The 21,694-nt window shown below is 47.1% G+C and carries 9 protein-coding genes; 8 read left to right on the top strand and 1 reads right to left on the bottom strand.

Annotation, left to right across the window (positions count from 1 at the left end; genetic code table 11):
- The first annotated feature begins 45 nt into the window (after nt 1-45).
- The 5 genes from NF543_RS15445 (at nt 46) to NF543_RS15425 (ending at nt 13,250) form a co-directional block, all read left to right on the top strand.
- Nucleotides 46-2,256 carry a TIM-barrel domain-containing protein gene (locus tag NF543_RS15445; RefSeq protein ID WP_257668879.1) on the top strand — a complete coding sequence of 737 codons (2,211 nt, stop codon included), beginning with the start codon at nt 46-48 and terminating at the stop codon, nt 2,254-2,256.
- Nucleotides 2,257-2,309: 53 nt separating this feature from the next.
- Nucleotides 2,310-5,504 carry a SusC/RagA family TonB-linked outer membrane protein gene (locus NF543_RS15440; RefSeq protein WP_257668880.1) on the top strand — a complete coding sequence of 1,065 codons (3,195 nt, stop codon included), beginning with the start codon at nt 2,310-2,312 and terminating at the stop codon, nt 5,502-5,504.
- Nucleotides 5,505-5,524: 20 nt separating this feature from the next.
- Entirely contained in the window at nt 5,525-7,120 is a 1,596-nt protein-coding gene (locus tag NF543_RS15435; protein WP_257668881.1) for a RagB/SusD family nutrient uptake outer membrane protein, read from the top strand.
- A 15-nt stretch (nt 7,121-7,135) separates the two neighbouring features.
- Nucleotides 7,136-10,426: a glycosyl hydrolase gene (locus NF543_RS15430; RefSeq protein WP_257668882.1), complete on the top strand. Its 3,291-nt coding sequence runs from the start codon at nt 7,136-7,138 to the stop codon at nt 10,424-10,426.
- Nucleotides 10,427-10,493: 67 nt separating this feature from the next.
- Nucleotides 10,494-13,250 carry a YyaL domain-containing protein gene (locus NF543_RS15425; RefSeq protein WP_257668883.1) on the top strand — a complete coding sequence of 919 codons (2,757 nt, stop codon included), beginning with the start codon at nt 10,494-10,496 and terminating at the stop codon, nt 13,248-13,250.
- 36 nt (nt 13,251-13,286) lie between these two features.
- Here NF543_RS15425 and NF543_RS15420 read toward each other — a convergent pair whose 3' ends face one another.
- Entirely contained in the window at nt 13,287-14,324 is a 1,038-nt protein-coding gene (locus NF543_RS15420; RefSeq protein WP_257668884.1) for a GntR family transcriptional regulator, read from the bottom strand.
- Nucleotides 14,325-14,586: 262 nt separating this feature from the next.
- Here NF543_RS15420 and NF543_RS15415 point away from each other — a divergent pair, with 262 nt between their 5' ends.
- The 3 genes from NF543_RS15415 to NF543_RS15405 are packed head-to-tail and all read left to right on the top strand — an operon-like array spanning nt 14,587 to nt 21,673.
- On the top strand, nt 14,587-16,917 hold the full coding sequence (locus NF543_RS15415; RefSeq protein ID WP_257668885.1) for a glycoside hydrolase family 16 protein: 2,331 nt from the start codon (nt 14,587-14,589) through the stop codon (nt 16,915-16,917).
- 45 nt (nt 16,918-16,962) lie between these two features.
- Nucleotides 16,963-20,043 carry a SusC/RagA family TonB-linked outer membrane protein gene (locus NF543_RS15410; RefSeq protein WP_257668886.1) on the top strand — a complete coding sequence of 1,027 codons (3,081 nt, stop codon included), beginning with the start codon at nt 16,963-16,965 and terminating at the stop codon, nt 20,041-20,043.
- 4 nt (nt 20,044-20,047) lie between these two features.
- Nucleotides 20,048-21,673, top strand: a complete 1,626-nt coding sequence (locus tag NF543_RS15405) for a RagB/SusD family nutrient uptake outer membrane protein (RefSeq protein ID WP_257668887.1) — start codon at nt 20,048-20,050, stop codon at nt 21,671-21,673.
- Nucleotides 21,674-21,694 lie beyond the last annotated feature (21 nt).

The raw sequence follows: 21,694 nt of genomic DNA, 5'->3' as shown, positions 1-21,694 counted from the left end.
GATTGACGCGTGTGCAAGCGGGGATACGCCTCTAGATAGGTTGATATGAAGTATACAGGAATCAAGGTGCAATTTGCCGCGCTTTTGACTGTTTTAAGCACTTTTGCGTTTGCTGTTGATTTAGAAGTTATCGAAAATGATGACGCCATTGAGCTGCGGACGGATATACATCATATCAAAATCTGGAAGGAAGGATTCCGGTATGCTATCAGTAGGAACGGAAAGCAGCTATTGGGTGCACACGAAGAGGCAGGCCTGGTTTACCTAAGCTCACCGGTAGCCCAAACCCGGCTGTTGAAGATGTATGACGATTCAGTGGCTATGTCAGTGAGTAATCGCTTGGGGATACAAGCTGTCGTCGGCATTAAGTTTTACGGAAATTGCTTTAAGCTTTCTGCGACATTTGTCGATTCGGATATTCAGGGTTCAATCTTTTTCAGGACAAAAGGAACCACACCAGCGTATGGGTTATCGGATCACGCGGCATTCAGGAAGGATCCCTCAACAGAAGTCACTGGTTATTCATCGAATTACTTTGGTGCATTGTCCGATGGAAAGCCGTCGCGTCTGACTAGCAATTTTGTCATTAGTCCGGCAAACCAGATTGCTATTGTCAATATGGAACCTGCGAAGAAAATCATAGCTGTTTCGCACGCTGAGTGGAAGCAGGGTAGCGTTTACGTGAATTCGATTCCGTCGCTATATTATTTCACGGGCAATGCTAAAGAGATTTACAAGGATTACCTCGATGTGAGGAATAGGGAAGGCTATAAGGTTTACAAACCAAAATACGAATGGTTTGGGGTTGGCTGGGAGGCATTCGGTGCACTAGGTTGGATTACGAATCATCAGACTATTCGAGCGAATGTAGATGCGTATTTAAAATTGGGTTACCCGTTGAGCTGGATGGTCGTCGGGTCTGGATTCTGGCCCAATAAGGAAGACCGTCTATTGGCCACAACCAGCTTTGGTGCCTGGGATAACGAAAAATATCCGGATCCGGAAGGATTTATAACCTACTATAAACAGCTCGGATTGAAAGTGATTCTGGGGTTGCGCATCGCATTTATACCCAATGGATTATATACAGACGAAGGATTAGAGAAGGAATATTTCATCCAAAAAGACGGTAAACCGCGGTTATTTAAGGTGAACTTCCCCAAGTCAGATTGCTATCTTCTGGACAGCAATAATCCGAGGGCTGTGGCGTGGTATTTGACATTGTGCGAGAAATGGTTGGCTTATGGGGTAGATGGCTTCAAGGAAGATTTGTTTGGTTACGAAATAGGCGATTTCGATGATGACAAGCTCGATGCCGTAAACCGTGGATTGATGGATAAAGGTGTTTATGTGATGGGGCGGAACGGATACTTGGGCTCTCCCATGGATATACACCGGTATGACGATTTCAACTTTAATCAAAATCAGGATCGCGGCCCAGTAAATGGCTTGGCGTTTTCGTATAGTGGATTTCCATATACGTATCCGGATATCGTAGGCGGTACCGGATTGGCAGGAGATCGTTTCGGGAAAATTGATCGTGACAAGCTGCGGATTTACCTGATGAGAAATGTGCGATACGCTTCGCTAAACCCATCGATGTCATTTGGTTTCGGCGTATGGCAACTGGGCGACAAGCAGGTAGCTGATGTATGTCTGGATGCAGCCAAACGCCACCACGCATTGCAGCCTTACATCTTCGATGCGGCGTTGAAGGCCTATGAAACGGGTTTTCCATACCCACTGACCCCGCTGCCCCTTGCCTTTGAGCAAGATACGTTAACCTATCATCGCGAGAACAATAACCAAAGGGGGTATCAATGGATGATCGGAGAATCGTTGATGGCGTATCCCTTGTATGGAAACGACTATGATACGACCAATCAACGAGATGTTTACCTCCCGCAGGGTACTTGGATCGACTACGACAGCGGCGAAAAATATCAAGGGCCAATGATGCTCGAAGATTTTAATATCCCTGTTGATAAGACTCCGCTGTTCGTTGGAGGCAATGGATTTGTGGTTGAACAAACGGAAGGTAGGTTATACGCCCGGATATATGATGTAGGTTTTGCCGGAAGCGTTGTTTTCAGGCATAAAGACGGGCAAAGCCAATCGCTCGTTGACATCCGAAATACGTCATCAAAAGAACCTATTGTGACGAATTTGACCACCGGAAAAAGGGTGGAAACGGAACGGGAACGGCACGCTTTTCAATTTGAATTGGAAGCGGGACATCACTATGCGATAGAGTGAAACGTTTTGTCAACGAATCAGTGAATAGTAGATCAATTTAACCAAAACAAATTATGAAGAATTATGGAACCGTTTTTAGACGGATGTTAGTAAGCTATCCTTCTGCTTTGGGGGCGCTGGTTTTTAAATGTGTGCCGATTGTCGTCTTATTGGTGAATGTGCAGTACCTTGCCAAAGGGACGCCGTATTCAGCGGAACCTCCGTCGGTCAATATGGCTCAAACGAAGCAAATCGGGGGGCACATAACAGATCAGACCGGAACTCCCCTAGCGGGCGTGACTGTTACCGTAAAGGGTACATCTGCCGTTGCGATAACCGACGAAACAGGAGCTTACCGTATCGTTGTTCCAGAAGGTGGAACCGTATTAGTATTTACCACTGTTGGGTTTGAACCCATTGAACGGGCAATTAACAACGATTCAATCGTCAACGTTTCAATGACTAGTTCAATTAACGATTTGGACGAAGTAGTAGTTGTGGGGTATTCCACCCAGAAAAAAATTAACCTGACTGGAGCCGTTGATAATGTAAATCTGGAAGATGTACAAGACCGGGTGCTGACTGATGCGAGCCAGATACTGCAAGGAAAGTCCTCAGGGGTTTTGATTACGCAGATTTCCGGACAGCCTGGGAGAGATAATGCAGAGATCAGAATCCGTGGCATTTCTTCCATTGATAACAATAATGATCCGTTGGTCATTATCGATGGGGTCGAATCGACTTTGCGGGATGTGAACCCTAATGACATCGCATCTATTTCGGTCTTGAAAGATGCTTCGGCAGCTTCCATTTATGGTAACCGTGCTGCGGGTGGTGTGCTGATCGTTACAACGAAGGAGGGAAAGAGTGGTCTGGATGTTAATTATGTGGGCACCGTGTCTATGCAAGAACCCACACGTATTCCGGAAGCAGCGAGTTCTACCGAGTTTGCCCGGGGTTATAACGAGGGGCGGCTGAATTCGGGGCTACCGGAAGGTTATACGGAGGAGGATATTCAGCTATTTGAAGAAGGGATATTGCCGGAGTATCAGGGAGTGAACCTATATGACGAGTATTTCTCCAATGCGGTAACACAAAATCATTACCTCAGTGCTAGAGGAGGGCAGGCGGGTAGCTATAATTTTTCGGTTTCTGGAGGTTACTTGGATCAGGATGGGATCTTGGTTGGGACGGATCAAAGTAAGGTTAGCTACATGGCCAACGTAAATACGTTTTTTTTGAACGGAAAATTAAAAGTCAGTGGGCGTCTACTCGGCTATGATCGTAAGATGAATGAACTGGTCGGCTCGACTGCGAATGTTTTGCGGACCGTTGGTTCAGCCCGTTCAACGGCTTATTTTAAGTCTTCCAGTGGACTGTATTCTTATCCTGCTCTTGATTACAGTTCTTACGTAAATGGCGGGGGAACGTTTCGAAATAATAGTAATCTGAAATATCAATTTGGTTTGGAATTGAAGCCCGTTAAATCCTTAACGTGGAATACGCTGTATGCCAACCAAAATAATTCAGCGGATTTTACGCGCTTTTCGCCGAACCAATATACTGCTGGAAGTGTGCTCGATGAGGATGGTGTATTCAGACCTTCGTCCATTAATTTACAACGGAGCTATTCGACACAAAGAACATTCAATTCTACGCTGAGGTTTGATCCGACTTTTGATGACCTACATCATTTGTCGGTACTGGCCGGATACGAAGCCATCGAGTTTAAGACTGGTGGATTCGGCGCACAAGGAACCGATCTGTCCGCTAACTTGCCCATTCTTTCCCTTGCGGATCCAGCTTCCATTGCGCCAGTGAACATCGGGAATGCGACAAGAACATCGTTATCTTTCTTTGGCCGCGTTAATTACAATTACGACGAAAGGTATTTATTGGAAGCCAACATCCGCCGCGACGGTTCTTCCAGATTTATGAAAGATAAACGCTGGGGTACTTTTCCATCTGTATCGGCTGGATGGGTACTTTCGAAAGAACCGTTCTTTGGGTCGGTCAACTGGCTGGACTTATTGAAGTTAAGAGGGTCATGGGGGCTATTGGGGAATTCGGGGATTGGTACCAATTATGCAGCTTCGGATGTATTGTCGGCGGGTCTGGATTATAATTTCGGGGGTACCATTGTGCCTGGAACGGCCATCTCTTTGCTGGCCAATCGCAATACCACTTGGGAGACGACTGAGCAGCTCAACATCGGGCTCGACGTGTCGATCTTAAAACGATTGAATATCAATGTCAATTACTTCGATAAGGAAACTACGGATATCTTGGCGCGTATTACGATTCCCGGATCCTTGGGGGTCTCTGGAACACCGTATCAAAATGTCGGGACTATGTCGAACAAAGGCTTTGAGCTCAGTTTGGAGTACAACAGCAACCCAGCAAAAGAATTTCAATACAGTATCAATGGAAACGTGTCCTATCAGAAAAACCGAGTGATTGATATCGGTCCATTACCTTACATTTTCCATAGTGCGGTTTCAGGCTATTCGCCTCCAGCAGGAGTCATTCGGTCGGTTGTTGGAGAGTCATTTGGCTCCTACTTTGGAATGGTCGCCGATGGAATCTATCAGATCGACGACTTTAATTGGCAAAACAATAGCGATCCCAATGTTGATTTTTACGATCGAGAGTTTGTATTAAGGGAAAACTACGCCGATCCGTCAGGTATTATGCAAAATCCAATGCCGGGGGATATTAAGTTTAGGGATCTCAACGATGATGGTATAATCAATGACGCCGATAGGCAGATAATTGGTAAGCCGTTGCCGGATTATATTTATTCGTTAAACCTAAACGGCCGGTATAAGAACTTTGAACTTAATATACTTACACAGGGTGTTTTAGGGGCTGATGCTTACATTATGGGCGCAATGGCTACGCCGTTTTGGAACGGAACGGGCAGTATCTCGAAGGAGATGTATGAAAACCGATGGACGCCCGGAAACCCCAGTACAACCTGGCAGCGGCTTTACGATGATCGTACCCGGGCTAATCTAATCTCGTCTTACTACCTGCAGAATGCTTCCTATTTGAGACTTAAAAACATTACACTGGGGTACTCATTTTCGCCGGCTGTATTACATCGATTAATGGTGAAGTCATTGAAAGTATTCGTCAGTGTGGAAAACGTATTCACCGTTACGAGTTTGAGTAAGGGCTTCGACCCAGAAAAGGGCTTTAACCGGATTACTTCTGATTTCCATCCGCAAATACGGACGACAGCATTTGGATTAAACATTGGTTTATAAACCCGCTTAATTATAAAGAAATGAAAAGCAAGACACTAATTATAGCCTTACTCATTGGATTGTTGCCCTTTGGCGGGTGTACCGATTTTCTGGAGACGGAACCAATGGACTTTGTAAGTCCAGATAATTTTTCAACCGAAAATGATATCATTCTGGCTTTAAACGGCGCTTATCAAGCGTTGATGAAGGATAAGCGAAGCCCTATCAGTCTCGATTTTATCGCGGATAATGGACTGGTTACCTTGTCTTCATCAGGAGAAATTGATTTTTGGGATCAAACGCATACTCCGGTGTCGACGCCTACATTGCGGAAGTGGGAACAGAACTATGCGGGCATACTGCGGGCCAATACCGTATTGAAATACGCGCCTGAAGTATCCATAGAAGAAACGAAACGTCAGCGGTACTTGGGCGAAGCACTTTTTCTACGCGCCTATTTTTACGCAGATCTCATTGATTTTTATGGTGATGTCCCCTATCGTGTGGAACCGGAAGGGTTGGAAAAAAAGGATTCACCTCGAATTGACAGGAACATCATCATTGATGAAATCTTAGCGGATTTAACATTGGCCACCGCTTCTCTTCCCGACCCCGGAACATACAGCGGTAGCGATATTGGACGTGCTACCAAAGGAGCGGCACTGGCGCTGAAAGCCAAGATATTGTTGTACAGCGAGCGATGGGAGGAAGCGGCAGCGGCTTGTCAGGAGGTGGTGAATCTGAATCATTATGAGTTACATCCGGATTTTTATACCATGTTTAGCGGAGAAGGTGCGGAGAACAATAAGGAAGTTATTTTTGACATCCAGTATATGCAGAATCAAGTCAGTAAAGGCATGTCTCACCAATGGAAAACGTTTTTTAGCAGCTGGAGTTCTTATATGGGGCTTCACAATCTGGAAGGAGAATATTACATGACCAATGGAAAATCCATAGCTGACCCATCATCCGGATATGATGCCACTCACCCTTGGTTTGACCGAGATCCGCGTTTGGCGTACACGTTTGTTTTGCCCTATTCGATGGATGGCCATTCCATTGCAGGTGCTGTAAAATACTACTATCCTACCCAAAAGAAATCGGCCAATTTTTCTGGTTTGCGGATTCGGAAATGGGTGGATTATTCCGATGGGAGCGTGAATAGTATCTCGGGCAATAACATCCTATTGCTCCGGTATGCAGACGTGCTGCTCATGCGTGCGGAGGCCCTTCTTGAGTCGAGCAATTGGAGTGTCGATAAGGCGGAGATCATGAGTTTGGTCAATATGGTGAGGCAACGACCTGGCGTAGAAATGCCCAAAATTGAAGATGCGGAAGGAACGGATGTTGGCCAGTCGGAGCTGCGGGACATCATCCGCCATGAACGCCGGGTGGAGTTTGCTTTTGAAGGAACCCGCTTGAGTGATATCCGTAGATGGGAGATTGGACAGGAAGCCTTTGCGGATGCCATAGGCTATCGTCCCGAACTTCTCGGTACCGACGAAAGCCAAGCTGTTTATGAGTTATATACTGTCCGGGATCGCAGCTTCGACACGGCTAAAGGGTATTTATGGCCCATTCCTGAAGAAGAAATGCAAGCTAACTTGGCTATAGAAAGCAATAATCCGGGGTATTAGTCGATGCGTATCGATATGAAAATGTGCTGTTGGGTGTTGTTGGTTTGTGGACTATGCTCCACGGCTTTTCTCGGTTATGCACAGCAGGGGAAAGGAATGGACTCGGAGTCGTTTAAGAACCCAAGCGGACTGAATAAGCCATTGACCTGGTGGCACTGGATAAATGGAAATGTCACGAAAGCGGGTATTAGAAAAGACCTGTACGACATGAAACGTGTGGGGATAGGTGGCGTACAGCTTTTTGACACGCATATGTATTTGCCGAAAGGCCCTGTTCGCTATGGGAGCGATAACTGGCATGAACATGTTCAGTATGCGATTCGGGTCTGTGACACCCTTGGGCTGGAGTTTTATATGGTAAACAGCCCGGGCTGGTCGGGTTCGGGAGGGCCTTGGGTACCAGTTGATAGGTCGATGAAAATGCTGGTATACAGCGAAACGGCGGTTAAGGCCAATACGGGTACCGAAGTAAAACTTCCACAACCCTATCGTCAACATGGCTTTTACGAAGATGTCGCTGTACTGGCCATACAGGAGGGAAGTAATCACAACCAACAGTACCGGCCCTCCACTATTAAGTCCGTGGGGAGCACCGAGAATCTTGATGTGCTGTCCGATCATGATTTATCGACCTATTGGGCGACTTCAAATCCCAGTGACACGTTGGAGGCCGTATTCGGAGAGCCAGTTAGCATCAATCGTGTCCGTGTCGACTTAGCTTTCCCGTCGGGAGAATCTAACTTCCGTGGCTCCATAGACCTATCGGAGGATGGTAAGCAATTTACTTCCGTGGCGACATTTGGATTTTCCAACCATCGCGATACCGTTGGTTCATTTGTTATACCGTTTGAGACCGTAGCTGCGCGTGTTGTTCGCATAAATTTAAAGGGTGCGAAGAGCAGTACAGGCCATGTCAAAGAAATCGAGTTCCGCCATCTCCAAAGCCCGGAACAGTGGTATCAGAAGACCGCAGCCACGAAGTATCCATTAAATGGAGAGTTGTCCAGCAGTGGGAAGAGCGAGCGGTTCTCCGGCGTAGACCATGTACTGGATGTGACCCGTTTTTTTGATCGGAAGCGTGGCGTTTTGTCATGGGCGCCGCCTGAAGGCAGGTGGACTGTGCTCCGCTTTGGCTATACCACCACGGGAAAGAAAATTCATCCGGCCCAAGATGAGGGTACTGGATACGAGGTGGACAAGCTTGACCCCGATGCCGTGCGGTTTCAGTTTGAAAAATCCCAGGGAAGGATCATCCGGGAAGCTGGCGGCTTGGTGGGAAAAACATTCAAGGGAATCGTCTTTGATAGCTTTGAAGGGGGTTACCAGAATTGGACTGATAAGCTCCCTGAAATGTTTGAGGCGAAGAAAGGGTATAGCCTGATTCCATACCTTCCGCTTTTTGCCGGCAGGATAATCGGTAGCGTTGACTTAAGCGAAGCTGTTTTATGGGATTTTAGACAGTGTATCACCGAATTGATTGCAGAAAATTTTCAGGGGACGATGTATGCGCTGGCGAAAGAAAAAGGGCTGAGTGTCTACGCCGAATCTCAGGGTGGGCCAATTTCGCCGGCTTGGGGAAACCGCTATACAGATGTTCCCATGAATGAATTTTGGACTGATGGAATTGAGCGCAGAATACCGCTCATTCGACAAGCGGCATCTGTAGCACACCTATTGGGCAAGCCCATTGTCGGCGCTGAGGCATTTACTTCAAAGCCGGAATTTGGGAAGTGGCAGAATGTACCTTCAAATTTGAAAAGAATAGGTGACGTGGCATTTGCAGCGGGTATTAACCGCTTTATATTCCATACCTACACCCATCAGCCTTATGAGGTTTATCCCGGTTTTACGATGGGGCGTTATGGAACGCATTTCGGCCGCACCAACACGTGGTGGCCATACGCACGACCCTGGATGGATTACATAGGGAGGAGCCAGTATTTGTTGCAGCAGGGGCAGCGGCATGCGGATATCTGTGTGCTTTATCCAGAAGACGCTATTTACGAGCAACCTTCTGGAATACCAGCCATCCCATCTGGTTATACATTTGATATCTGCTATCCCCATCAACTGAAAGACTTCCGTGCGCGAAATGGGGAATTGACATTTCCGTCCGGCGCCAACTACCAAGTTTTGGTGTTAGCACCATATCCTACTATGCATGTACAAACGCTGCAACGACTTGCTGATTTAATTGAAAAGGGGGCGACCATCATAGGGTCTCCGCCGCTTCAGCCCGCAGGAAGAGACGGAGTTTTGAGCCAGCACGAACAGTTTACGCGATTAGTTAGCCAGCTATGGGGTGGGTTAGACGGAAAGGTTAAACGATCAAAGTCGGTCGGTCAGGGAACGGTTTATTGGGATACTGCTGTTTCTGAAATACTGGAAATTAAGGGGCTTTCCCCGGATGTGCAATCGGGTGGCATTGATTCCATGATGTTCGCACATCGGCGTTCAGCAGCTGATGATATTTACTTCGTCGTCAATCGTGCCAATCAGTCGGTCATCGAAAACGTTGATTTTCGAGTCTCCGGCAAGCGACCGGAAATTTGGGATCCACAAACAGGTACTTACCATGATGCACCGGTTTTCGACACCGTAGGTAATCGAACCAGCATCCCACTTCGATTAGCGCCCGGTACTTCCCGATTTGTGGTTTTCAGGAAACCTTTACCGGACGATTGGCTGCAGACAGCCGGCCTCGGGCATACCCTGCCTATGACTACGGTGCTAAAAAATGACTGGAAATTATCGCTGGTCGACGAAAAGCAAGTAATCGGTTTGGATAGCCTAAGGCTGTGGAACACATTCAACGAAGAAGAGATCAAGTACTACTCAGGCGCCGGGATCTATTCAACCACATTTTCATTAAGATCGAGTCCTCGCCAAGATGATCGTTTTTTACTTGATATCGGTGCATACTATGATATTGCAAAGGTCGATATCAACGGGATAACTGTTGGCATTGTATGGGACGGTTCTGGGCAGATTGAACTAACCAACTATGTAAAAAAAGGACTCAACGATCTCCAAATTACCGTTATAAACCGATGGGTGAATAGGCTGATCGGCGACGAGCAGCATCCGACCAGCCTGCGTTATGATCAAAGTAAAAACATATTTTCGACCGGGCGGCTGTTGGAGTTGCCAGACTGGCTCTCAACTCCAGCACAACGGACGAAAACTAAACGTAAAACATTTACAACATGGAAACACTATCAAGCTGATTCCCCGCTCGTTCCTTCGGGACTGGCGGGTCCTGTTCGCCTGCTGCGTTATAAGACGGCGGCAAACGACACCCAGTAGGCCAATTGGCGGATGAGGATTTTTAGGCAATAGTTAGTATACGCTGAGTTGATTAAAATTGATGATTATGACATTGAGGAAGTTAGGGATTTTATGTGCAGTTTATATGCTTTTTTTTCCCGGCCGCGTTTTTGGTCAGGATGTAACGGGTGATTTTCTGCCCCATTTCACCATCTTATTTAGCCCCAATGATCCCAATTTGGCCATGCGGCCCGCGGGTATCGCTGACGTAAGTTATAACGTGGCCACTTGGAAGACGTATCCCGGCAAAGTTTCGGATCTTCCCATAACCAAAAAAAATGTTGCGACAGCCGGAGATGGTTTTGATGACAGCATTTTAAAAGCCAAATCGTCTGGGCGAACCGTAAGCCAGCACCATGCTGCGGCTGAGGTAATCGAAATCAGTGCTATAAGTAGTGAGCAGCGCGGCGATACGCTTTTCTATGCTTTTCCGCATGGGAATCTCTTTTCTTTGAAGGCCTATGTATTAACAGATGAGAAGCCTTACCCGAAATTACGTTTCGATTTTCAAGCTAAAAAGGAGGGGTGGTATTCTGTAGGGTATACCGGTGCACCCGCTAAGGCATTGGAAGAGGTTAAAGAAATATGGCAGCCGCTAATATGGCAGGAAAAACGCTTTCCCGATAAGCCCTATTTGACACTTGCCTTCCGCTGCCCCATACCATCGGCACTTGTTCAGCTAGGCGATCGTACTATTGGTGTATTGGCCTCTCCCGAGGAATTTCCTTTTGATCCACTTCCGGTGATGCAAAACAGCAGATTTGGCGTTGCCGTTAGAAATGATGAGGGAAAAGCCCAACCGCAGCTTTGGGCACCGGTACTTGGCGGCGAAGGGTCTGCAATGAAGTCGGGCGATCGGTTTGAGTTTACCTGCTTGCTGCCCGCTATACAGCAATCGCTGACGTACACCTATGAGCATATTGCTCGCGAGGCTTTCGGGTTTCGTGCATTTCGGAAAAACGAAATCAGCTCCATGAATCAGGTAATCGAGCGGATGACCGACTATGCACTTTCGCACTACGCGTGGTTTATCGATTCGCTCAAGGGATGTGCATATTCAACCGATGTCCCCGGGGCGGTGAAAAACGTTTCCAGCCTTAATCCGCTGAATATAGCAACCGTCACGGACAATCCCCGAATGTTTGAAGAGCGAGCCTATCCCACGATGGAGTACATGCTGTCGAGAGAAAAATTCTTGTTCTCCCTCGATAAAGAGCAGAAGATCCAGAATCCGTCGAGAAAGCTAGCAGGACCGGTAGCCCCCATATCCGAACTAACCGCTTTATATACGGTATTCGGGAAGAGTAATCCATTTTTACTTTTGCTGGCAAAGGAAGAGTTTGGCAACAGCCGCGTCAGGAACCTGGATGTGGTCGAATCCAGCGATAACTGGATAAATGCGATGTATTTATACCGTGCAACGGGAAATGAACGGTACTTAAAGAACGCCATTAACGGTGCCGACCAGTACATAAAAGATCGAGTGGGTAAGAAACAGCGGGGTTTTGATGATCCATTTGCGGGTGGTTATTTCTTTTGGCCTGCTTTCACGAATCGTTGGATTGAATTGCTGGAATTATATGAGATAACCCAGAATCAAGCATACCTCAAGGCAGCACATGATGGAGCCAGGCATTATGCACAATTCTGCTGGATGGCACCTGCTGTACCCGATAATATGGTCACCGTAAATCAAGGCGGGAAAGCGCCAATGTATTGGTATTTGAAATCGAAAGGGCATAAACAGATGTATTTCCCCGAGGAAACGGTACCTGCTTGGCGGGTTTCTGAAATAGGCCTTACAGCAGAATCCTCCGGTACCTCCTCTGGGCACCGTGCCATTTTCATGGCAAACTACGCCCCTTGGATGCTGCGACTGGGGTATTATTCAAATGATACCTTCTTACAAGAAATAGCAAAAAACGCTATCGTAGGGCGTTATCGGAATTTCCCCGGCTATCATATGAATACTGCACGCACAACGGCATATGAAAAAGCTGACTATCCGTTACGGCCACACGAAGAACTAAGTGTCAATTCTTTTCATTACAACCATATTATGCCCATGATTTCCATGCTATTGGATTACCTGGTCACCGATGCCTACGTGAAATCTGACGGTCAAATAGATTTTCCATCTGAGTATATCGAAGGGTATGCTTATTTGCAGAACAAAATGTATGGCCACTACCCGGGTAAGTTTGAAGGCGAATCCGGTGTTCAATTGTGGATGCCGTCCGGGCTGCTTGAAATCGACCAAATGGAACTCAATTACATTTCGGCGAGAAAGGATAATAAATTATACTTGGCATTTATGAATCAATCGGATCAGTCGGTCTCTGCGCAAGTGCGCGTTAACGATAGGCTCGTCCAGTGTACGGATTCTGGCCAACACGCATTTACGATTGAAGTTCCTGCCTCGGGAATCAAAACGGTGATATTGGAAAATGTGGAGATTGATCCTGTAATCCAGGATAGGGTGCTCGCTCCGGCCGGTGACGTGCGCGACAACGATTACCTCGAAATACCGCTAGGGAATACCAAAGCGATGCTGATGAGGCTGGGAGACTTTGCAAATACCGTATACCTATACCTTTCTGATGACGAGAGCAGCGTCCGTTCAGCTCGTATAATGTATACGGACATAGCTGGCAACCAACAAACAATCGTTGATAAAAGCTATCCTTATGAATTTACGATACGGTTGGATAAGCGCCAACATGGCCTACAGTTCCAACTTGAGGTGGAAGACATAAACGGCAATGTCAAGCGATCACAAGACCTACGGTTGGGGTCAATGTAGGTAATGAATAGTCGAGTTTATTTTGATGGAAGTGAGTCACAGTGATTGGCGCACAATGACGCGTGTCGGATTGCGGACCACGACGGTTTCCTTACCGATAATCGCTTTGCTCACCGATTTGGCCATTGCTTCAAAGTCGGTGGAAATGACAGTGATGCCATCTTCTAAAATTTCCTTCACGGCCGTATCATTATAGGAGATAAGGCCAATATCCTTGCCTAATCTGTAGCCTTTCGATCTTGCTAGTTTGATAAGCGCCACGTCATCCGTATCATACCTGCTGAAGGTGATGTAGGTATTGCCCTTTTTAAAATTACCGGCCCCGACCTCATGTTGAATGGCATAGGGGTATTCATGTTCCATGCAAAACCGCAAGAAGCCTTCCACTACATGGCGGGCATGTGTCGCTTCAGTAGGAGCGATGAGGACAAGTTTTTTGTATTTAGATAGCTGGTTTTTTAGCTGGGTTAGGCCATCATAGATGTCGTGTTCGAAATCCTGGTATATACAAGCGTAATCACCATCCAAACCGGTTTGGTTGTAATCAATAATAATGCGCTTTTGCGCGGGGATAAGATTTAAAACTTCCGCAGGGTCTTCCTTGAGGAATGTGGTGATTACGAAATGGGTGTATCCATTGAGATTTTCACGGATGAGGTTTTCGAAGACCTTGAAATTATGATGGTGGAAGTATACGTCCACATCGGCTACATCCTTAAGCTGGTCGAACAATGTATGATATAATTTGTCACGCATCACGTTCAACTTGTCTAGCAGGAGGAATACGCGGTAGGTGTGGCTCACCGACTTCTTTCTTACGTAATAACCCTTGCGGTAGACGGACTCGATGATGCCCTTTTCCGATAAGTAGTTCAATCCTTTGAGTAGGGTTTCCTTACTCATGCCCAACTGTTTTTCCAGTTGCTTGAGCGAAGGGAGTCGGTCTCCGATGTGCAGTTGGTCGGACTCGATAAGTGCATTGATATAATCAACCAATTGCAGGTATTTCATGCGGTTACCTGTATTAGTGTCGTTAATTTTTGCCTTTGGAATCAAATTTTTAAGACTTGTCATGAATTTACGCGCGCTTAGTTGACAAAAGTAATAATTTACTGGATCAAACCAAACCAGCCATTTGTTTTTTAGATATGATTTGTTTTTAACTTAAAATCAATGTGTTGGGTAACTATTTCAAAAATAATTTGGATTGAATGTTTAAAATCATTTATACTTGCACCGTGGTTTACTTACCAGACCAGACCATACCAATAATAAACATATTGAATAGTTTTCTGCTTATCGACGCAAAGGAAATAATCAAATATACTTAATAATTATGAGACCAATTATTTACATTCTTTTAATTTCGTCCTTAGCCCTCGGTTGTAATAAGAAGGTATTGGATCGGTTCGCTGGAACAGATGGATTGATGGCAGCGGTGGCGCCAATTCCGGGGTATGCACACACATGGGCTGATGAGTTTGATTCCTTGTCTCTTGATACGATTCGATGGAAGTATCGGATCGGGGTAAGTCAAGAGAGCTATCAGCGACCTGAAAATGTTTCTTTGGATAGCGGCAAGCTGGTGATTTCGCTGAAATGCGAAGAGTATATGGGGCAAAACCTGACCGGCGGGGGGATAATTACCAATATCCCGAATGGATATGGGTATTATGAAGTGCGTGCTAAAATGGATGGAGGATATGGCTGGCATGAGGCGTTCTGGACGACCGGTAGCAGCGGATTTGGCGACCCTAACCCATTGACCGACGAGGGGGGACGTAGGTTGGAAATTGATTGTTTTGAGCATTATGGTGATTATGATGCGTTTAAATTTACTTACGGCGCTATAGAATGGGGGCCTTACCAAGGGAGTGTAAACAGGGATTACGTGACGACGACACAAGACCTTGCGGCCGACTATCACACCTATGGTTTTGAATATACGCCGGACTACTTAAATTATTATTTTGAGGGCGAACTGCTCAAAACAATCGATATGCGCGATGTGCCCCAGCACGATTTCTATGCTTGGTTGACCTGTATCGCGACAAAACCGGATGCTACAAACTCGGGAACGATGTATTTTGATTACATCAGGGCTTATGAGATTTCATCAGCGGAATATGAAATCCGTAAGGTACCGTTTATCAATTACCTGGATTCGATTCGTGGCCCGCAGCACTCAAATGGAACGGATCTTTGGATAGAAGCTGAGGATTTTATTCATACTAACAATTGGAATATCGAACGGGATCTCGACAATGCTTTGGTGGTCAAAGGGTTCACCAGTTTCGATTCAGGCCGCGACTCTGCTGCGTTGACAGCGCGGACGGGGATTGTCATCAACAGCGCCGGCAATTACCGGCTATGGGTACGGTCACGGGACTTTAACACGGCTCCGGGTACGCGGCAGTTTAAAGTACTGGTGAATGGAGTGGAATCTGCCACGACGTTTGGTACACATGGGACCCATGGATATGACTGGCAAGCTGGAGGGGTGTTTTATCTTAACGAAGGCGTGAATATATTGGATGTGTTCGATAGCTCGCAATACCACGCCCGGTGCGACAAGATTTTGCTCACCACCGATACGGCGTTTACACCCGAACGGATAGGCGGAGTCAGCAATGTAGTGCATGACGACAACTTCCTCGGGCTGCAGCCTTTCGGCGAGGGAAACCTGGTGGTAGTCCGCATAGGTAATGGCGCCGGGCAGTTGGTGCTTGGGGCAGCGCATCCCGTTTTTCTGGAGGAATATACGAACGAGGGTACCTTGGTGCGTTCCATCCCGATGCCGGTTTCGGTATCTGGAGCAAGTAAGCGCCTGACGCTATCGGTATCGGCAACAGACCAAACTGAAGGCTACTTGTCGCGGTCGGCCAACGGAAAATACCTGGCATTGGCGGGTTACGATGCCGCACCGGGTTATAGTAATGTGGTGGCAACTGCAGGCAATGTGGTGAACAGGGTGGTCGCATTGGTCGGTGACCGTGGACAGGTCAATACGACGACGGCATTGCCTGCTTTTGGAAACGTTGCGGTTCGCTCAGCGGTTACAGATGATGGCAGCAAAATTTGGGTAACGGGCGGGGGTAATGGTATCCGGTATGTTGCCACAGGAAACACGGCGTCACACACGCTCGTATCTTCAACGGGAAGGTGTCTAACGATTTTTGGTAATCAGCTGTATGCCTCATCCACGGCCACCGGATTCCGGGTAGCAACAGTAGGAACCGGGCTTCCGACCACCTCGGGACAGGTGATGGCTAACCTGCCGGGGATACCCAATGACCAAGGGAGCCCCTATGGTATTTTTCTAGCGGACCTTTCAGATATGGTACTCGGGGTTGACGTCCTGTATGTGGCAGATGAATGGAGCGGTGCCTTGTCCAAGTATTCGCTAGTGGGTGGTTCATGGACATTAAATGGACAAGTCGGTACGTCAGCCGACCAATATCGGGGCCTTGCCGGAAGGGTTGGAACCGGTGCAGTAGAATTGTTCGCGACACGGAAAAATGCGGGATCGGTAAACGGAGGGGGAGAATTGGTGAAGATAGTTGACGGCGGAGGATACAATACCACATTATCGGCAACGCCAGTGGTAATTGCCTCGGCACCACCGTTTACATTATTCAGAGGAGTGGCATTGGCACCAACTGAGTAATCATTTTGAGCGAACCAATTATAATGACTATTAAATGATGAACAAATGAGATTAACGTTTATTGTACTATTAGCGCTTTGTGTGGTCACAAATTACACTTGGGCGCAATCGCGAAAGCTCACCGGTACTGTACTTGATGAGGCCGGAGAGCCGGTCGCTGGCGTAAATGTAATGCCGGATGACGGTACAGCCGCTACACGCACCAATGAAAAAGGCGAATTTTCGTTGGTCATTTCGGAGAAAACCATGCAAGTGCAGTTTTCGAGCATATCGTATATGTCTCAAACTGTTCCAGTAACCAACGATACACACCTTGATATTATCCTAAAGCAGGATGTAATTGGGCTAGAAGAAGCCATCGTGGTTGGATACGGTACGCAGAAAAAGGCCAACCTAACCGGTGCCGTTGCCTCCGTGGAGGTAGATGAAGTGGAGGGTAGGGCGCTAACGAGCGTCGACCAACTGCTCCAGGGGAAGGCTGCTGGCGTGGGTATTGTACAGAACTCGGGCAGGCCCGGCGACGATATGTCTGAAATCCGAATACGTGGTGTCTCCTCCATAGACAACAATAACGAACCGTTAGTAATTGTAGATGGTGTGCAGGCTAACCTGAATGATGTGAGTCCGAATGACATCGCTTCGGTTTCCGTGTTGAAAGATGCTGCTTCCGCCGCTATTTATGGTTCACGCGCGTCTGCTGGGGTAATTGTAATTGAAACAAAACGCGGTGCTGCTGACGGGGATGGGTTGAAGCTCGACTACAACGGTACGCTCTCCGTAAGCAATGCGACCCGATTGCCTGAAACCGTGGATTCTTATACGTATGCGCGACTGATTAATGAGGCCCGCCAAAATGTGGGTCAGCCTCCAGTTTATAGTGATGCCGTAGTCGAATTGTATCGGAACCAAACCGATTCCAGATATCCCAGCACAGACTGGTATGATACCTATTTCAAGCAGGGGCAGATGCAAAATCACTATATCGCGCTGCGTGGGGGAAATAAGAACTACCGATTCTCAAACTCCGTGGCATATAAAGACCAACAGGGAGTGTTGATCGGAACGGGTGCAAATCGGATTTCATTCAATAGCAATTTGTCAGGTTCGTTTTTTAACAATAAACTTCGATTGGGGTTGGGTGCTGTTGGATACCGGGAACGTGTGGATGAACTTACCTCAGCGACCAACTCCGTCATGTCGGAGATTGCGGGCATGTCACCCGCTGCTTTCATACGGTCTATCGACACACTCACAGGTAATGAGAACCTCTATGGCTATAATGCTCGGTTTCTTGCGGCGAGGGAGCTGGGGGGAGGAATAAATTCAATGGCGAATAACCTCAACACCCGTGCTTCGGTGGAATTGGAGCCGGTGAAAAACCTTGTGGGAAAACTGTTGCTGTCAAACAATAAATATGGAGACGAATACGTGAATTTTTCTCCGGAATTTTATACTGCCGGTGATTTTTTGGAAAGCTCGACCAACAAAAGGCAGTCTTCATTGGAAAAGCGGTTTTTGAAACGGGACCAGAATACGTTTTTGTTATCCCTGGATTACGGGTTGACCGCCGGAAAGCACGACATGCAGTTTTTTGCAGCACATGAAAAACTAGAAACGATCTACAAACGTGACGACGGCTCTGTTTTGGAATTATCCAGCAATGCCCCGATTTTTAACTATGGTGATCCAAATACCCTTTACCTCAATAGTTTGGCTTATGAGTTTGCTACCTCGTCGTATTTCGGCAGATTCAACTATGTGTTCGCTGACAAGTACTTGCTGGAAGTGAATTTTCGGAGGGACGGTTCATCCCGTTTTTCAAAAGCAAACCGTTGGGGTAACTTCCCATCGGTTTCCGCCGGATGGCGAATCAGTGAAGAGCCTTTCCTGAAGCAATGGGATTTCCTGAACCTGAAACTGAGAGCCTCGTGGGGCCGCTTGGGTAACCAGAATATCTGGTCGCAGTATGCATTTGCAGACCAGATGAGTGGTCAGGAGTATTATGCGTTCGGAAACGTCATCGTTCCGGGCCGCGGGACAACGTTGTTGGCCAACCAAGCGACAAGGTGGGAAACGACCGAACAAACCAACGTAGGGCTTGACCTCGTGTTGTGGAACCGGTTCAACTTGGAGGCTGATTTTTTTACCAAAAAAACATTTGATATTTTGGCCCGGGTTACAATCCCGCCCTCATTGGGGGTAAGCTCGTTGCCGTATCAGAATGTGGGTACGATGATCAATAAAGGAATCGAAATCAACTTGGGCTATAGGTCTACGCCACACAAAGATCGGTTGAACTACGCGATTGCAGCGAATTTAACCTACCTCACCAATGAGCTGACCGATCTCGGCGGTCTGCCCTTTATTGACCATACCGCCAACATAAGGAGTGTCGTAGGCCATCCGTTTTCATCGTTCTACGGATACCGCATGGAAGGGGTTTATCAGGTGTCTGACTTTACCTGGCAAGAAAATAGCGATCCTTCTATCCCGCATACCGAACGGACCTATGTGCTGAAAGACGGGTACCCTGACCAATCGAGCTTAATGGATTCACCGGCTCCGGGAGATATCAAACTGGCAGACACCGACGGGAACGGTGCCGTAACACCCGGCGATCGTGTGCTGATCGGAAATCCATTGCCCAAATGGCAATATGGGTTCAGCGCAGATCTTTCCTATAAGCAGTTCAGTTTGAACATCATCGGACATGGTGTGAGTGGGGCGGATGCGTACATGAATGGCAAATTGATTGCTCCGTTTTTTAATACGAACGGCCCGATACGAACGGAAATGGTGGATAAGAGATGGACATTTGAAAACCCGTCCGACCGTTACCAGCGGATATATGTAGACAAGACACGGGATGCCTTGGTAACCAGCTATAATATTTACAATGCTTCATTTTTCCGTTTGAAAAGTGTACAACTGGGTTACGAATTGCCCATTGCTTTTGTGCAACGCTATAAAGTGAACCGCTGCCGGGTGTTCGTGAATGCAGAGAACCTCCTGCTAGTTACGCCTTTTGTAGAGGGATTTGATCCGGAACGGAGCTATAACAGTGTCACAGCAGCATTCCACCCGCAGATTGCCAGTTTTTCTTTTGGTTTCAACCTTAATTTTTAGACTTATGATTACGAAATGTTTTAAATTGTGTGTGTTTGCCAGCTTGCTATTCGTTGGTTCGGCTTGCGATGATGAATTTCTTGATCGTAAACCGATCGATTTTCTGTCGCCGGATAATTTCAATACAGAGCGCGATGTCCGCGAGGCCGTAAATGGCATTTATAAGGCCTTTATTTCGGATCGTAATGAACCGATTTACACGGATTTTATTGTAGACAATGGGTATTACGTTGACTACCAATTGTTATGGACACGGAACTTCAATAATGAGGCGGCCTTAGTAGTCAATAAATGGTCGCGCAATTACAGCGTTATCCTGCGGGCCAATACCGTGCTGCATTATATCGATGAAGTGGAGATGTCGGAGACAAGTTACAACCAGTTTAAGGGTGAAGCATTTTTTTTACGTGCGCTGGCATACTTTGACCTGTCGTTTTTCTTTGGGGATGTTCCGTTGCGGTTAAAGCCGGAGGGCTTGGATGAAGCGGACAAGCCACTATCGCCGAAAGAAGAGGTGGTGGAAATGGTGCTGGCCGATCTGGAAACGGCTGCCGAGCTTTTGCCACCCAAGTATGCAGCTGACAATAGAGGACGGGCAACAAAGGGGGCGGCGCTCGCTATAAAAGCTCGCACGCTGCTATTCAACCACCGCTATGAAGAGGCAGTGGATTACTGCAAGAAAGTAAGGGAGTTGGGAGTATACGAAATCATGCCTGAATACCGACTACTATTCCTGCCTGAAGGCGAGGCTGACAATAAGGAGGTAATCTTTGACATGCAATTCGAACAGCATACGGCGCAATTCGAGTTATCAACCATTTGGTATACACGGTTCCGCTCGTGGAGTGGCTATCAGGTGTCATATGATCTATATGAGCAGTTTTATTCCACCAATGGCTTATCCATCGTTGACCCGGATAATACAATGTATGATCCGACGATTAGGCCGACCGGCATTGCTGCACCCTCCAATTATATCAAAGAGGGAGGTTATGACAACCGTTTCCAGAACCGGGATCCGCGCTTGCATTATTCAATCGTCGTGCCTTATTCCATCCGTGATTATAACCTAACGAACGGAGACCCCATCGTGTATTACCCTTCGCAACAAGCTTCGGCAAATTTCACGAGTTTCCGTGTGCGTAAATACGTGGACTATACGGACAATGGGGTCAATAATGTCTCGGGGGTCAATCCTATCGTTATCCGTTATGCGGATGTATTGCTGATGGAAGCGGAAGCTTTAGTAGAACAAGGTGGATATAACGAAGCAGAGGTATATGACCTCATCAACCAAGTACGCCAGCGTGAAAGTGTTGCGATGCCCAAAGTAGAAGATGTGGAAGGCGTTGGACTTTCTCCGGAAGCACTAATCGACGTAATCCGGCATGAAAGGCGGGTGGAGTTTGCATTCGAAGGCTTACGGATATTTGATGTGATGCGCTGGGAAGTCGGCGAGGAAGCTTACCAGGACTTGCGTGGATTTAGGCCAGGTAAGCTTTCACCGTATGTGAGCAACATGGAATATGAGGTTTATGCTGTGCTTTCTCGCTCGTTTGATGCATCTAAGCCTTACCAATGGCCAATCCCTAAGGTGGAGTTGGACGCTAATAGGGGGATTTCCGAATGATAAAATACGCGTCACTAATTA

The organism is Parapedobacter tibetensis (genome assembly GCF_024704835.1).
GTDB classification, from domain to species: domain Bacteria; phylum Bacteroidota; class Bacteroidia; order Sphingobacteriales; family Sphingobacteriaceae; genus Parapedobacter; species Parapedobacter tibetensis.
The sequence above is the reverse complement of the archived record's forward strand: the minus strand, read 5'-3'. Positions and strand labels throughout refer to the sequence as shown.

Bases quoted from the DNA above. Each gene is read 5' to 3' on its own strand.
- NF543_RS15445 (WP_257668879.1), top strand. From the start codon at position 46: ATGAAGTATACAGGAATCAAGGTGCAATTTGCCGCGCTTTTGACTGTT.
- NF543_RS15440 (WP_257668880.1), top strand. From the start codon at position 2,310: ATGAAGAATTATGGAACCGTTTTTAGACGGATGTTAGTAAGCTATCCT.
- NF543_RS15435 (WP_257668881.1), top strand. From the start codon at position 5,525: ATGAAAAGCAAGACACTAATTATAGCCTTACTCATTGGATTGTTGCCC.
- NF543_RS15430 (WP_257668882.1), top strand. From the start codon at position 7,136: ATGAAAATGTGCTGTTGGGTGTTGTTGGTTTGTGGACTATGCTCCACG.
- NF543_RS15425 (WP_257668883.1), top strand. From the start codon at position 10,494: ATGACATTGAGGAAGTTAGGGATTTTATGTGCAGTTTATATGCTTTTT.
- NF543_RS15420 (WP_257668884.1), bottom strand. From the start codon at position 14,324: ATGACAAGTCTTAAAAATTTGATTCCAAAGGCAAAAATTAACGACACT.
- NF543_RS15415 (WP_257668885.1), top strand. From the start codon at position 14,587: ATGAGACCAATTATTTACATTCTTTTAATTTCGTCCTTAGCCCTCGGT.
- NF543_RS15410 (WP_257668886.1), top strand. From the start codon at position 16,963: ATGAGATTAACGTTTATTGTACTATTAGCGCTTTGTGTGGTCACAAAT.
- NF543_RS15405 (WP_257668887.1), top strand. From the start codon at position 20,048: ATGATTACGAAATGTTTTAAATTGTGTGTGTTTGCCAGCTTGCTATTC.